At 69.0% G+C, this 13,945-nt stretch carries 10 protein-coding genes; 8 read left to right on the top strand and 2 right to left on the bottom strand.

The window, feature by feature from the left end; all coding sequences use genetic code 11:
• Positions 1–8: 8 nt before the first annotated feature.
• Together ACODSL_RS12435 and hrpB are read right to left on the bottom strand one after the other, a co-directional pair.
• Positions 9–1,823 carry an amidohydrolase gene (locus ACODSL_RS12435; RefSeq protein ID WP_488901010.1) on the bottom strand — a complete coding sequence of 605 codons (1,815 nt, stop codon included), beginning with the start codon at positions 1,821–1,823 and terminating at the stop codon, positions 9–11.
• A 120-nt stretch (positions 1,824–1,943) separates the two neighbouring features.
• Positions 1,944–4,361, bottom strand: coding sequence for an ATP-dependent helicase HrpB (hrpB, locus tag ACODSL_RS12440; RefSeq protein WP_488901011.1), 2,418 nt, complete (start codon positions 4,359–4,361; stop codon positions 1,944–1,946).
• A 131-nt stretch (positions 4,362–4,492) separates the two neighbouring features.
• On the opposite strand from hrpB, the gene ACODSL_RS12445 reads away from it, so the two are divergent.
• From ACODSL_RS12445 to ACODSL_RS12480, 8 genes are all read left to right on the top strand, one after another.
• On the top strand, positions 4,493–6,265 hold the full coding sequence (locus tag ACODSL_RS12445) for an amino acid permease (protein WP_488901012.1): 1,773 nt from the start codon (positions 4,493–4,495) through the stop codon (positions 6,263–6,265).
• 123 nt (positions 6,266–6,388) lie between these two features.
• The gene (locus ACODSL_RS12450) at positions 6,389–7,099 is read left to right on the top strand and encodes an MBL fold metallo-hydrolase (protein ID WP_488901013.1); all 711 of its coding nucleotides are present in this window, start codon (positions 6,389–6,391) and stop codon (positions 7,097–7,099) included.
• Between the two features lie 151 nt (positions 7,100–7,250).
• Positions 7,251–7,997 (top strand): response regulator, encoded by a 747-nt coding sequence (locus ACODSL_RS12455; protein ID WP_488901014.1) that lies wholly within the window; start codon positions 7,251–7,253, stop codon positions 7,995–7,997.
• Positions 7,994–9,457 carry an ATP-binding protein gene (locus tag ACODSL_RS12460; protein WP_488901015.1) on the top strand — a complete coding sequence of 488 codons (1,464 nt, stop codon included), beginning with the start codon at positions 7,994–7,996 and terminating at the stop codon, positions 9,455–9,457. Before ACODSL_RS12455 ends, ACODSL_RS12460 begins: the two co-directional genes overlap by 4 nt.
• Before the next feature lie 86 nt (positions 9,458–9,543).
• Positions 9,544–10,281 (top strand): hypothetical protein, encoded by a 738-nt coding sequence (locus ACODSL_RS12465; protein WP_488901016.1) that lies wholly within the window; start codon positions 9,544–9,546, stop codon positions 10,279–10,281.
• A gap of 80 nt (positions 10,282–10,361) precedes the next feature.
• Positions 10,362–11,945, top strand: coding sequence for an efflux RND transporter periplasmic adaptor subunit (locus ACODSL_RS12470; RefSeq protein ID WP_488901017.1), 1,584 nt, complete (start codon positions 10,362–10,364; stop codon positions 11,943–11,945).
• 10 nt (positions 11,946–11,955) lie between these two features.
• Complete coding sequence (locus tag ACODSL_RS12475; RefSeq protein ID WP_488901018.1) at positions 11,956–12,639, top strand: ABC transporter ATP-binding protein; 684 nt, start codon at positions 11,956–11,958, stop codon at positions 12,637–12,639.
• Positions 12,636–13,877 carry an ABC transporter permease gene (locus ACODSL_RS12480; RefSeq protein ID WP_488901019.1) on the top strand — a complete coding sequence of 414 codons (1,242 nt, stop codon included), beginning with the start codon at positions 12,636–12,638 and terminating at the stop codon, positions 13,875–13,877. Before ACODSL_RS12475 ends, ACODSL_RS12480 begins: the two co-directional genes overlap by 4 nt.
• The last annotated feature ends 68 nt before the right edge of the window (positions 13,878–13,945 follow it).

Genomic DNA, 13,945 nt, shown 5'->3' on the forward strand with positions numbered 1-13,945 from the left:
ACCTGGCTCTAGGCCGCGTAGACCCGCCTTCCGTCGACCCAGGTTTCCAGCACCTGCACCGATCCGAGCTCTTCCAGAGGAATGGCCAGCGGATCGCGGTCCAGCACCACGAAGTCGGCGAACTTGCCGACCTCCAGCGTGCCGATCTCGTGGTCTGAATGGCATTGCCAGGCCGCATCGCGGGTCAGGGCGATGATCGCCTGTTCGACGCTGACCCGCTCGGCAGCGTTCAGGACGCCACCCGGCTCGCGCCACAGGCTGCGGTTCACGGCGTTGTCGATCAGCCGCATCGGGCCCATCTCGGTGACGGTGTCATCCGAATGAACCGTCCAGCGGATGCCGGCCTTGGCACAGGACCCAGCGCGGCACAGCAGGTCGGCCTTCTCCGGGCCGAAGATCTCGTCGCGGAACGCCTTGCCCCAGTAGTGGACGTGGCCGATCAGGAAGCTGGGGCTGATACCGAGCGAGGCGATGCGGGCGATCTGTTCGTCGTGCAGCACCGAGCAGTGCTCGATGCGGAATCGCAGGTCATGCGAGGCCCCGGCAACGTAGGCGGCCTCGAAGGCGTCCAGCGCCCGGTCGATGGCCAGGTCGCCGTTGGCGTGAACCGTCACCTGCCAGCCCTGCAGCGCGCGTTTGACCACGATGTCGCGCAGCGCATCCGGCTCGACATAGGCGATGCCGGTTCCGCCGACGCCGTCGAAATAGGGTTCGCGCTGCAGGCCCGTGCGGCCCTGGTTCGACCCGTCCGAAACGATCTTCCAGCCCGTGGCGCGCGCCACGGCGTCGCCGTCGCCGGGCTTGAGGCCCTGCTCGTCCCAGGTCGCGTGTCCGGCCTGGATCAGCGAATAGCGCAGGCGGGCGGTCATGTGGCCCGAGGCCGCGAAGGCGTGGAAGGCGGCCATTTCCCGCCGCCCCTGGAAGCCGCCCGAGGCTTGGTCGCAGAAGGTCGTGACGCCGACCCGGTTGGCCTTCTCACAGACCCGCCGGCTGGCCTCGGGAACATCGTCGAGGGCCATGGCCGTGAGGTTGTGGCCGAGCACCGAGAAGATCGACGCCTGTCCCTGAAGGACGCCGTTCGGGCGGCCGTCCGGGTCGCGGACATAAGCGGCGCCGGGCGGATCAGGGGTGTGGGCGTCAACACCGGCGATCTCCAGCGCGCGGCTGTTGCAGTAGCCGATGTGCAGCGAGGCGTTGAACAGGAACACGGGCCGGTCCGGCGCGACCTGGTCGAGGGTGTGGCGCGTGATCCGGTCGGCGCCGGGCTGCAGGGACGGATCGAACTGGCGGGCGACGATCCAGTCGCCTGCGGGCGCGGCGGCCGACAGCGCGCCGATCCGGTCGATCACCGCGTCGGCGTCGGCGCAGGCCGTCGGGCCGACGTCGGGATAGCGGCCGAGAATGGCGATCGAGAAGAAATGCATGTGCGGCTCGATGAACCCCGGAAGGACGGTGCGGCCGCTGCAGTCGATGATCTCGGCGTCCTCTCCGGCCTTGGCCATGACGTCCGCGCGAGATCCGACGGCGATGATCCGGCCGTCGCGATGAGCCAGCGCCTCGGCAGTGGAGAAGGCGGCGTCGACGGTGAGGATGCGGGCGTTGGTCAGGACCTGCGTTCCCGATCGCGCGACCGGCGCCGGCCCCAGCCGCTTCCAGGCCGCCTCGCCGCCCGCCGCCGCCATATAGGGGAGCGACAGCTGGGCGAGATCACCCAGGACCGGGGCGCAGCACGGGCATCCGTGCAGACGGGCGTCGCGGGGTTGAAACGGTCGCGTTGAAATCCTGGCCGGATCTGACGTCCGGTCCGTAGTGCTGGCGTTCAATGAAGCCTCCCGATTGAACGGGGGCAGCATGGCCAAGAGCGATGTCGAGCGCCAGCGTGGCCTACGCCCAGATCAGGTTCAGCGCACAATGCGGGGACACGTACCTGCGGTACATGTCCCCTAGGTTCCGCGCGGCTTGGCCCGGGTGACGGGTGCCGCGGCGGCGGGATCTTCGGGCCAGACGTGGCGGGGGTAGCGGCCGCGCATGTCCTTACGGACGTCGGCCCAGGAGCCTTTCCAGAAGCCGGGAATGTCCTTCGTCGTCTGGATCGGCTTGTGGCCCGGCGACAGCAGGCTGAAGGTCAGGGGCACGCCAGCGACGGTCGGATGGACCGACAGGCCGTACAGCTCCCCCACCCGCACCTCGACCTTCGGCCCGCCCTCTGCGGCGTAGTCGATGGCGAAGCTGTTGCCGGTCGGCGCGGTGAAGCGGGTCGGGGTCTCGGCGTCGAGGCGGCGCTGGACCTCCCAGGGGACCAGCGACCGGAGGGCGTTTTCGATCTGGCCGTCCGACAGCTGGGCGAGGCTGGACTTGCCGTTGAGCATCGGCGCCAGCCAGTCGTCGAGGTCGGCGATCAGCGCTTCGTCGGTCAGGGGATGGCTGATGAACGCCAGACGCGCGCGCAGCCGCTCGCTGGCTTCGCCCAGCGGCAGGGCGGCGAGACCCTCGCGGCGGACCTTGTCGACCAGGGCGCGGCTGATCATCGCCGGGTCGGGCTTGTCGATCCGCCGGTCCTCGACGGTCAGACGGTCCAGTCGCAGCAGGCGGCGGCCGCGCACCTTGCCGTCCGCCTCGACCTCAAGGCGGTCCTCGGCCACCAGCCGGTCAGCGAAGGCCTCCCGAAGCGCGGTCTCGTCGAGCGGCGCGGCGAGCAGGATTCGGTCGCGGGCCGCGCCGCCGCCGAGTTCGCCGATGGCGATCCATTTCTCGCGCGCCAGCCGGTCCGTCGGCTCGACATGGGCCCCGCGGCCGGTCGCCAGCTGGAACTCGCCGTTTGATCCGCGCGCCTTGGCGACCCGTTCCGGGAAGGCCTCGGCCAGCAGCAGGGCCTCGTCGAGCGGCGGCTGTGTCGGCGGCGATCCGGCGCTCTTCGCCCATCGCTCGGCCAACTGGCGGGCGTCGCGGGCGCGTGGGCCACGATCGCGGTCGAACGCCTCGAGCCGATGGCCCAGATGGGTGTCGCGACCGCCGAGTCCGCGTTCGGTCAGCAGAGCCGCGATCTTCGCCGCCAGCAGGGCCTGGCCGCCTGCGGCGCCGCGCACCACCATATGCGCCAGCCGGGGCGGCAGCGGCAGCCGGGCCAGCGCCTCGCCGTGGGCCGTCAGGGCGCCCTCCCCGTCCAGCGCCTGCAACCGGACCAGCAGCGACCGCGCCTCATTGAAGGCCGCGGCCGGCGGCGGATCGAGGAAGGCCAGACCGGATGCGTCGCGGGCGCCCCAGCGCGCCAGATCGAGCGCCAGCCCGGACAGGTCGGTCTCGAGGATCTCCGGCCGGGCGAACGGAACCAGCGCCCGGGTCTCGGCCTCGTCCCACAGCCGGTAGCAGACGCCGGGTTCGGTGCGGCCGGCTCGACCGCGACGCTGGTCGGCGGCGGCGCGCGAGACGCGAATGGTTTCCAGCCGGGTCAGACCGCTGGCCGGGTCGAAACGCGGCACACGCGCCTGGCCGGCGTCGATCACCACGCGGACGCCCTCGATCGTCAGGCTGGTCTCGGCGATCGAGGTGGCCAGCACCACCTTGCGCCGCCCCGGTGGTGATGGGCTGATCGCGCGATCCTGCTCGGCGGGATCCATCGCGCCGTAGAGCGGAGCCAGGTCGACGTCGGGCCGGCGCATCCGCTCGGCCAGCCAGTCGCGGGTCCGCAGGATCTCGCCCTGTCCGGGCAAAAACACCAGCAGGCTGCCGCTTTCCTCCGTCAGCGCGGTCTGCACGGCCCGCCCGACCTGCTCTTCCAGGCGGTGCGCGGGGTTGCGGCCGAGGTAGCGGGTGTCGACCGGAAAGGCGCGACCCTGGCTCTCGATCACCGGCGCGTCGCCGAGCAGGCGCGCGACCGCCGCGCCATCGAGCGTCGCCGACATGACCAGGATCCGCAGGTCGTCGCGGAGGAGCTGCTGGCTGTCTCGCGCCAGCGCCAGGCCAAGGTCGGCGTCGAGGCTGCGCTCGTGGAACTCGTCGAACAGCACCGCTGCGACGCCGTCGAGACCGGGGTCGTCCTGGATCATCCGGGTAAAGACGCCCTCGGTCACCACCTCGATGCGCGTGCGGGCCGAGACTTTCGACTGCAGGCGCACGCGAAAGCCGACCGTATCACCGACCGGCTCGCCGAGCGTCGAGGCCATGCGCGCCGCGGCCGCGCGGGCCGCGAGCCGCCGGGGTTCCAGCACGATCAGCTTGCCGCCGCCGACCCAGGCCTGGTCCTTGAGGAACAACGGGACGCGCGTGGTCTTGCCGGCGCCCGGCGGAGCGACCAGCACGGCGTTGGGCGCTCGCGCCAGCGCCTCACCCAGACGGGGCAGTATTTCCTCAATCGGCAGCATTGAAGGCAGTCCTAGTGCGTCGGAAGGGCCTCGTCACCGTAAGCCGTTGCGCGAGACCGCTTAGCTGCTAACGTCCCCGACCTGTTAACAGCGCCGACGGGGGTCGTCGGCCATTGGGGGAGCGAGACCGCATGTCCGCAGAGGCCGCGAAACGCGGGAACCGACTGTTTCTCAAGAAGTCGATCGAACAGGTCCAGGCTGAGTCCAACAATCACCAGCTGAAACGGTCGCTGGGCAAGTGGAACCTGCTGTTCCTCGGCATCGGCTGTATCATCGGCGCCGGCATTTACGTGATGACCGGGAACGCCGCGGCCAATTTCGCCGGCCCGGCGGTCATGCTGTCGTTCGTCGTGGCCTTCTTCGCCTGCGTGTTTGCCGGCCTGTGCTACGCGGAACTGGCCTCGACCATGCCCGTGGCCGGTTCGGCCTACACCTACAGCTACACGACCCTCGGCGAGCTGTTCGCCTGGATCATGGGCTGGCTGCTGGTGCTGGAATACGGCGTCGCGGCGTCGACCGTGGCGGCCGGCTGGTCCGGCAACGTGGTCAGCCTGCTGCACAACTTCGGCCTCGAATTCCCGGTCCAGTGGACGACGTCGTTCGTCCAGGCGGTCCAGGGCGACGGCGGCCTCAGCTTCGTTGCGGGCGGCGGCGCCAACCTGCTCGGCGCGGCCGGCATTCTCGCCGTGACCGCCCTGCTGGTGCTCGGCATCTCAGAATCCGCCAGCGTCAACAACGTCATCGTGGCCATCAAGGTCGGGGTGCTGCTGCTGTTCATTGGCGTGGGCGCGATGTTCATCTTCCAGCATCAGGCCGACGCCATCGACCACTGGACGCCATTCATTCCGGCCAACGAGGGCGGCTTCAAGTACGGCCTGCCCGGCATCTTCCGCGCCGCCTCGGTGATCTTCTTCGCCTACGTCGGCTTCGAGGCCGTCTCGACCGCCGCGGCCGAAGCCAAGAACCCGCAGAAGGACATTCCCTTCGGCATCCTCGGCAGCCTGCTGGTCTGCACCGTCATCTACATGATGATCGCCGCCGTCCTGACCGGCATCGTCGACTTCCGTGAACTGGGCGTTCCCGCCCCGATCGCGCTGGCCGTCGACCGCATGGGCACCGACTGGTTCTCGATCCTGATCAAGGTCGGCGCCGTGGCCGGCCTGTCGTCGGTCATGCTGATCCTGACCTACGGCCAGACCCGCGTGTTCTACGCCATGGCCCGCGACGGCCTGCTGCCGAAGTTCTTCGCCCAGTTGCATCCCAAGTTCCGCACCCCGTGGATCGGCACCATCGTGCTGGGCATCATCATCTCGGTGGCCGCGGCCTTCCTGCCGATCGAAATCCTCGGCGACCTGGTCAGCCTCGGCACCGCGACGGCGTTCGGCATCGTCTGCCTCAGCGTGATGTACCTGCGCACCCGCGAGAAGCAGCTGGAGCGTCCGTTCAGCATCCCCGGCGGCGGCGGCATGGTCCCGCAGTACGTCATGGTCATCGTCTCGGCCCTGGTGATCGCCGGCTTCCTGGCCTTCTTCCAGTTCCTGCTGAAGTCGACCTGGGTCGCCACCGGCGTGAAGGTCATGGCCGTGGTCATGGGCCTGTGGTTCGTCTTCTCCCTGTTCCAGAAGAACAAGGTGTGGATCGGCCCGGTGCCGGTGCTGGGCATCTTCTTCGCCCTGATCATGACCGGCCCGCTGGTCGAGGACATCTTCACCAAGGCCGCCAACGGCGACCCGATCCCGGCGATCCTGCTGACCGGCTACGCCGGCGTCGGCGCCCTGATCTACGTCTTCTACGGCTTCTGGAACTCGCGCCTCGGCAAGGGTCTTCCGCAGCTGGAAGACGACAGCGCTGGACCGGGCCCGATGCAGGCCGAAGTGCACGGCATCGGCGACGATCACGCCTGATCCCGTCGAACGACAGACAACGGAAAGGCCCGGGAGCGATCCCGGGCCTTTTTCGTGACCGCCCCTTTATTCCTGACGTCTGAACACCGATCATGTGAGGGTTCGTCGCCGCTGGAGCTTTGCGTGTCCTCTTCCCCGATCAAGGCCTTCATCGCGCCGGTCACGCCGTTGCAGCAGAACTGCACCGTGGTCTGGTGCGAGAAGACGAAGAAGGCCGCGGTCATCGATCCGGGCGGCGAGATCAAGCGCCTGATGGCCGCCATCACCGAACAAGGCCTGACGGTCGAAAAGATCTGGATCACCCACGGCCACATGGACCACGCCGGCGGCACGGCCGAGCTGAAGGCCCTGACCGGCGCGCCGATCGAAGGTCCGCACCCCGACGACCAGTTCTGGATCGACCAGATCCCCGAGACCGGCGCGCGGTACGGCATCCCCGGGGCCGAAGCCTTCACCCCCGATCGCTGGCTTGGGGATGGTGATGTCGTGACGCTCGGCGAGACCGAGTTCGAGGTCATCCACTGCCCGGGCCATACACCCGGCCATGTGATCTTCTTCAATCGCGAGGCGCGTTTCGCCCAGGTGGGGGACGTGCTGTTCAAGGGCTCGATCGGCCGCACCGACTTTCCGCGCGGCAATCACCAGCAGCTGATCGACTCGATCACCCAGAAGCTCTGGCCGCTGGGCGACGACGTCGCCTTCGTGCCGGGCCACGGCCCGATGAGCACCTTCGGCTTCGAGCGCAAGGCCAACCCGTTCGTCTCCGACATCGCGCTCGGCGTCGAGGCCGGCGCCCTGCCGGAGATGGACGGCGTACCCAAGCGGTACAGCTAGGGGACATGTACCAAAGGTACGTGTCCCCCAATCCAGGTTCAGCAGCTGTTCGATTTGGGGACACGTACCTTCGGTACATGTCCCCTGCATGTTGCAGCTCTGAAATTCTGTGGCCACGAGAGATTGTCATGACGATCCCATGGAGCTCGTGATGGACAAGACCGCCCACAGTGTCGTCGAGGAGCCCGGCGCGCGTATCCTGATCGTCGACGATGATCCGGGCATCCGCGACGTTATCGCCGACTTCCTGGGCAAGCATGGCTACCGCGTGGACCAGGCTTCGGACGCCCGGTCGATGGAACTGGCGCTGCAGCGCAATCCGGCCGACCTGATCGTGCTGGACGTGATGATGCCCGGCGAGGATGGCCTGTCGATCTGCCGGCGCCTGTCGGGCCAGGCCGGCGGGCCGGGCATCGTCATGCTGTCGGCCATGGGCGAAGAGACCGACCGCATCGTGGGGCTGGAGCTGGGCGCCGACGACTATCTGCCCAAGCCGTGCAATCCGCGTGAACTGCTGGCCCGTGTGAGGGCCGTCCTGCGCCGGCGCCAGGAGCCGAGGCCGGCTGAGGCGCCGATGGGCGCGACCTGTGAATTCGCGGGCTGGCGGCTTGATCTGGTTCGCCGCGAATTGCGCTCGCCGCCGGGCGTGATCGTCAATCTGTCGAGCGGCGAGTTTTCGCTCTTGCGGGCCTTCGTCGAACGCCCGCAACGGGTGCTGACCCGCGACCAGCTCCTCGATATGGCGCGGGGACCGGACACCGAAGCCTACGACCGTGCCATCGATGTCCAGATCAGCCGCCTGCGTCGCAAGCTCGACGATGACAGGGGCGTCGAGATCATCCGCACCATCCGCAGCGAGGGCTACATGTTCTCGCCCAAGGTCACGCGGTCCTCATGAAGACGCCGTGGCGCGGGACGCCCATCTTCATCCAGGTTCTGGCGCTGATCGTGGTCTGTCTGGCCGCGTCCTACGGAATCACCTCGGCCATCGTTCTGCATCTGCCGCCGCCGCCGCCGGAGATTTATCGGCTGTCGGACGTGGCGAGGGCCCTGCGCAATCCGGGCGTGACGCCCGTTCCAGACGCGCGACCGCTGGTCGTCGCTTTGCAAGGCGCCGAACCCCGGGAGCAGCCGCTCCTGCCGCGCGGCAATCACTGGCGGGATGACGTGCGCAAGGGACTGGCCGACGCCCTGCAGGTCGATCCGGCCCGGATCGCCATCGAGACCGAAGGGCCGCGGCGCATGTTCATGCGAACCCGGCAGGTCGAGACGAGTTTCGAGGTCCGGGTGTTCCGCGGGGGACCGATGATGCAGCACGGCCCCGGCGGACACGGACCGCCGCCCGGCATGCGCGTCCCTGCCCCGGGACCGGGATTCGGGCCAGGACCCGGGCCGGGTGGGCCGATGCGTTTCGACGAGCGCGCGCTTTTCGCGCCGTTCAGGATCGGCGTGCGCCAGAGCGACGGCCAGTGGCTTGTCGCAAGGCCCAAGCCGAGCTTCCAATGGAATTCCTGGCAGGGTCACGTCGTTCTGACGCTCCTGATTTCCATCGTCGCCGTTACGCCGCTGGCCTGGCTGTTCGCGCGACGGCTGTCAGCGCCGATCGCCGCCTTCGCCACAGCCGCCGAGCGTCTGGGTCGGGATCCGCGCGCACCGCCGCTGGAACTTGGCGGGTCAAGCGAGGTGATCGCCGCCGCCGAGGCCTTCAACCGGATGCAGGAGCGGCTGCGGCGCTATGTCGAGGACCGCACGGCCATGGTCGGCGCCATCGCCCATGACCTGCGCACGCCGCTGACCCGACTCCGGTTCCGCATCGAGGCGGCGCCCGATGACATCCGCGCCAAGCTGGCCGCCGATATCGACCAGATGGACGCGATGATCTCCGCCACGCTGGGCTTTGTGCGCGACGCCACCCGGGCCGGGCCGCGTGAGAAGCTCGAACTGTCCTCGCTGGTCGAGAGCGTTCTGGACGAAGCCGCCGAAACCGGCGCCGACGCCACCGCCCTGCCCTCGGAACGGCTGGTCGTCGAGGGTGACCCCGTCGCCCTGAGACGGCTGACCGCCAATCTCGTGGAAAACGCCCTCAAGTACGGCTTTCGGGCGCGCGGACGCGTGTTCGCCGAGGGGGGCGAGGCCGTCATCGAGATCGAGGACGACGGTCCCGGCATTCCCGCCGAAGAAGCGGAGCGGGTCTTCGAGCCCTTCTATCGTGGCGAACCGTCCCGCAGCCGGGAAACCGGCGGCGCAGGGCTTGGCCTCGCCGTCGTTCGGTCAGTCGCCCGCGCCCATGGCGGCGACGTGGTCCTGACCGCCCGACCGGCGGGGGGACTGACAGCGCGCGTGACCCTGCCGCTCTAGGGGTGTTGCGGTTACGCAATGCCCGGGCCTTACTGACGACACGGGCAGGCTGCAGGCTGACTCGTCCTGTCATGCCGGAGTCGTTCATGCTCGCTCGCGCCTTTTGTCTGCTGCTTGTCTTCGCCGCCGCGCCCGCCGCGGCCCAGGATCCCGGCGGGCCGATCAGCATCCCCGGCGGCGGTCCTCCGGCTCCGCCGCCGCCGCCCGAGCCGCCGCCACAGCAGCTGTTCATCAGCCCAGCGGGCGAGCCGTTCCGCGCCGAGCCCGGTCAGGCCTATCCCGTGGCGCTCTGGTTCAGCCAGGTGGACGCAAACCATGACGGCGTGCTGACCCGCGAAGAGTTTATCGCCGACTCCCTGACCTTCTTCGACAAGGTCGACACCAACAAGGACAAGGTCGTCGACGGGTTCGAGACCGCCGACTACGAGCGGGATGTCGCGCCCGAGATCACCGGCACTATGCCCCGTCGCGACCGTCGTACCGATGGCGGACCGCCGCCGATCGCTTTCCCGCCAAGCCGGGCGGAGCAGGTGATCGGCCCGCCGAGCTTCTTTCACCCGCGCGGAACGCCCACGCCGATCCGCCGCCAGGGGGCCGCACAGTATGCCCTCCTGAACGAACCTCAGCCTGTCCGGGGCGCGGATTCGGACCTCGACCAACGCGTCAGCCGGGCAGAAGCGGAAGCGGCCGCCGGCCGGCGCTTCGCCCTGCTCGACCGGGACGGGGACGGCCGGATCGCCCTGGGCGACTTGCCGACAACGCCCGCCCAGGCCATGGCCGGCGCGCCGCCTGAGGACGGGCGACGGAAGAAGCCGTCGAAATGAGTTGAAATGCCGCTGCAACCTAGGTCGGTTAACGCCATTCATGTTGCTGCGCCCGCCGCAGAGTCCGGTCACGAGATCCCATGAGCCTGCATACCGCCCCGACACGTCGCAAAGGCGGCCTCCCCAAGCCCCTGCTTTACGGGCTGGGCGCTATCGGCGTCCTGGTCGCCGTCTGGGTGGGCTGGCAGGCCTTCAAGCCCAAGGCGCCGAAGGATCCCTATCGGACCGAGCAGGTCCAGCAGGGCGACATCACCAAGTCGGTCTCGGCGTCGGGTTCCCTGCAGGCGCTGGTGACCGTCGATGTCGGCTCGCAGATTTCCGGCCAGATCCTCAAGGTGCTGGTCGACTTCAATGACACGGTGCAGGCTGGCCAGTTGATGGCCACGCTCGATCCGCAGACCTACGTCAGCCGGCTGCGTCAGGGCGAAGCCCAGATCGCCGCCAACCAGGCGCAGGTCGCCCAGGCCCAGGCCCAGGCCGAACAGGCGCGCGCCGCCTACAACCGCACCAAATCCCTCTACGATCAGGGCATCATGGCCAAGGCCGCGCTCGAGACCTCGATGGCGGCGTGGAAATCGACGCAGGCCAACGTCCAGGCCGCGCGCGCCGGCGTGACGCAGAGCCAGGCCGCTCTGGCCAGCACCCGCACCGATCTGGGTCGCACCAAGATCGTCGCCCCGATCAGCGGCGTGGTGATCAATCGCAGCATCGAACCCGGCCAGACTGTGGCCGCGAGCTTCACCGCCCCGGTGCTGTTCCAGATCGCCCAGGACCTGTCCAAGCTCGAGGTGAAGATCAGCGTCGACGAGGCCGACATCGGTCAGGTGCAGGAGGGCCAGGAGGTCCGGTTCACCGTCGACGCCTTCCCGGACGACACCTACACCGGCGTCGTGACCCAGGTGCGCAAGCAGCCGGAAACCGCGTCCAACGTCGTCGCCTACATCGTCATCGCCCAGGCCGAGAATCCGGGCGGCAAGCTGATGCCGGGCATGACCGCCAACGCCGATATCGTCATCCAGCAGCTGCGCGGCGTGCTCAAGGTTCCGGCGGCCGCGCTGCGCTGGACGCCGCCTGACCAGCAGCCCCAGACCTCGGCGCGCGGTGGAGCGTCGGGAATGGTCGGCCCCGGCGGTCCGGGTGGTGGCGGCGGCGGCGGCTTCCGCCCCGGCGGCGGCGGCGGTGGTCAACGTCAGGGCGGCATGGGCGCCCGGATCATCGAACAGCTGGACCTGGACTCCGGCCAGAAGACAAAGGTCGAGGCGATCCTCGCCGAGGAGCGCACCAAGGCGCTGGCCAAGGCGTCCGGCGATCCGACCGCAATGCGCCAGGCCATGCGTGGCATGATGCAGACCGTCCTGACGCGCATCGAACCGATCCTCAAACCCGCCCAGAAGGAAAAGCTGGTGGCGTTGCGGGCGCGCATGGCCGCGATGGGCGGCGGACGCGGCCGGGGCGGCCTGACGTCGGGCGTCGTGTACGTCCTGCGCGACGGCAAGCCGACCGCCGTGCCGGTTCGCGTTGGCGCGTCGGATGGCTCCTTCACCCAGATCGTCGGGCCGCTGAAGGCGGGCGACGAGGTGATCATCGGTGGCGGGCCCAAGCCCAAGGCCAAGGCGGCGCAGGGCGGCCCAATGGGCGGCGGCGGCGTCCGGGTGCGGATGTAGGCCCCGCTCGATGATCGAGATCCGTGACCTGGAGAAGGTCTATCAAATGGGCGAGGAGACGGTGGCCGCGCTGGCCGGCGTCTCCGTCGACATCGCCCGAGGCGAGCATATCGCCATCACCGGCGCGTCGGGCTCGGGCAAGTCGACCCTGATGAACATCATCGGCGGCCTCGATCGTCCAACGCGGGGGATCTATCGCTTCGACGGCGTGGACGTTTCGGGCTTCAATGACGACGACCTGGCCAATTTCCGCTGTCGGAGGATCGGCTTCGTGTTCCAGTCCTTCCAGCTGCTGCCCCGGCTGACCGCGCTGCAGAACGTCGAGCTGCCGATGGTCTATGCGGGCCTGCCGCCTGTTGAGCGACGCGCCCGCGCGGCCGCGTTGCTGGAGCGGGTCGGCCTGGGCACCCGAACCGGGCACCGGCCGACCCAGATGTCCGGCGGTCAGCAGCAGCGGGTGGCCATCGCCCGCGCCCTGGCCAATTCGCCCGACCTGCTTCTGGCCGACGAACCCACCGGCGCCCTCGACAGCGCGACCGGCAAGGAGGTGCTTGAGCTGTTCAAGGCGCTCAACGCCGAGGGTCTGACACTGGTGCTCGTGACCCACGATCAGAAGGTCGCCGACCAGGCGCGCCGGCGGGTGACCTTCCAGGACGGCAAGATCATCTCCGACGAGACGGGAGCGGCCCCATGAGACGCGTCGATCTGGTCGTCTTTGCGGCCCGGGCGATCATCGCCCACCCGACCCGCAGCGCCCTCACGTCGCTGGGCGTGGTCATTGGCGTCGCCGCCGTGGTCATGATGACGTCCATCGGGCTGGGCGCGCAGCAGCGGGTGACCAGCGCCATCGGCGGCCTCGGCTCCAATCTCCTGATCGTTTCACCCGGCGCCTCACGCGGTCCGGGGGGCGGCTTCGTCAGCCAGGGGGCCGGCAGCGGCCAGACCCTGACCGAGGACGACGCGAAGGCCATGGCTACCCAGATCGACGGGGCAGCGGCGGTTGCTCCCAGTGTACGGGGCGGCGCGCAGCTGACCGCCGAGGGCGCCAACTGGCAGACCCGCGTCGAGGGCGTGACGCCCGACTACCTGATCGCCCGGGACCTGACGATCGAGTCCGGCCGGATGTTCGATGACAACGAAGCCCGGCAGGGTCGCAAGGTCATCGTCATCGGCAAGACCATCGCCAACGAACTGTTCGGCGCGGACATTGACCCTGTCGGCAAGCGTATTCGCGTCGGGTCCGTGCCCTTCGAGGTGGTCGGCGTGCTGGCGTCCAAGGGCCAGAGCGGATTCGGCCAGGACCAGGACGACATCGTGCTGGGCCCGCTGCAGGCGGTGCGTTCCCGCGTGGTCGGCAGGCGGGTCCAGGGCAGCAATGTCCAGACCATCTACGTCAAGGCGGCCAGCGCCGACGACCTGGACCGGCTGCAGGAGGACGTGACCAACCTGCTGCGCGAACGCCACCGCATCCGCCAGGGAGCCGACGATGATTTCAGCGTGCAGAACATGGCCTCGATCATGGAAGCCATGCAGGCGTCGGTGAAGACCTTCACCTCGCTGCTGGCGGCCGTCGCGGCTGTTTCGCTGGTCGTCGGCGGGGTCGGCATCATGAACATCATGCTGGTGGCCGTAACCGAACGGACACGCGAGATCGGCCTGCGCATGGCGGTCGGCGCGCGGCGCAACGACGTGCTGTTCCAGTTCGCGCTGGAGGCCATCACCCTGTCGGTCATCGGCGGGATCATCGGCCTGATCATCGGCGTCGGCGGCGGCGTGCTGATGGCTAAGCTCGGCCAGTGGCCGGTGGCGATCGCCGGCTGGTCGATCCCGGTGTCGCTGGGCTTCTCGTTGCTCGTGGGCCTGGTGTTCGGCGCTTATCCCAGCTGGCGGGCGGCCAGGCTCGACCCGATCGAGGCGCTGCGACGGGAATAGCCGGGTCCGAATTGATCCGGCTCAATGACGCCGATCGCGCGCCGCCATCGCATGCTGCCCGGGACCCC

It is taken from the genome of Caulobacter sp. FG121, from assembly GCF_057809815.1.

Coding starts and splice junctions, on each gene's coding strand:
- ACODSL_RS12475 (WP_488901018.1), top strand. CDS start 11,956: ATGATCGAGATCCGTGACCTGGAGAAGGTCTATCAAATGGGCGAGGAG.
- ACODSL_RS12460 (WP_488901015.1), top strand. CDS start 7,994: ATGAAGACGCCGTGGCGCGGGACGCCCATCTTCATCCAGGTTCTGGCG.
- ACODSL_RS12455 (WP_488901014.1), top strand. CDS start 7,251: ATGGACAAGACCGCCCACAGTGTCGTCGAGGAGCCCGGCGCGCGTATC.
- ACODSL_RS12445 (WP_488901012.1), top strand. CDS start 4,493: ATGTCCGCAGAGGCCGCGAAACGCGGGAACCGACTGTTTCTCAAGAAG.
- hrpB (WP_488901011.1), bottom strand. CDS start 4,361: ATGCTGCCGATTGAGGAAATACTGCCCCGTCTGGGTGAGGCGCTGGCG.
- ACODSL_RS12470 (WP_488901017.1), top strand. CDS start 10,362: ATGAGCCTGCATACCGCCCCGACACGTCGCAAAGGCGGCCTCCCCAAG.
- ACODSL_RS12465 (WP_488901016.1), top strand. CDS start 9,544: ATGCTCGCTCGCGCCTTTTGTCTGCTGCTTGTCTTCGCCGCCGCGCCC.
- ACODSL_RS12480 (WP_488901019.1), top strand. CDS start 12,636: ATGAGACGCGTCGATCTGGTCGTCTTTGCGGCCCGGGCGATCATCGCC.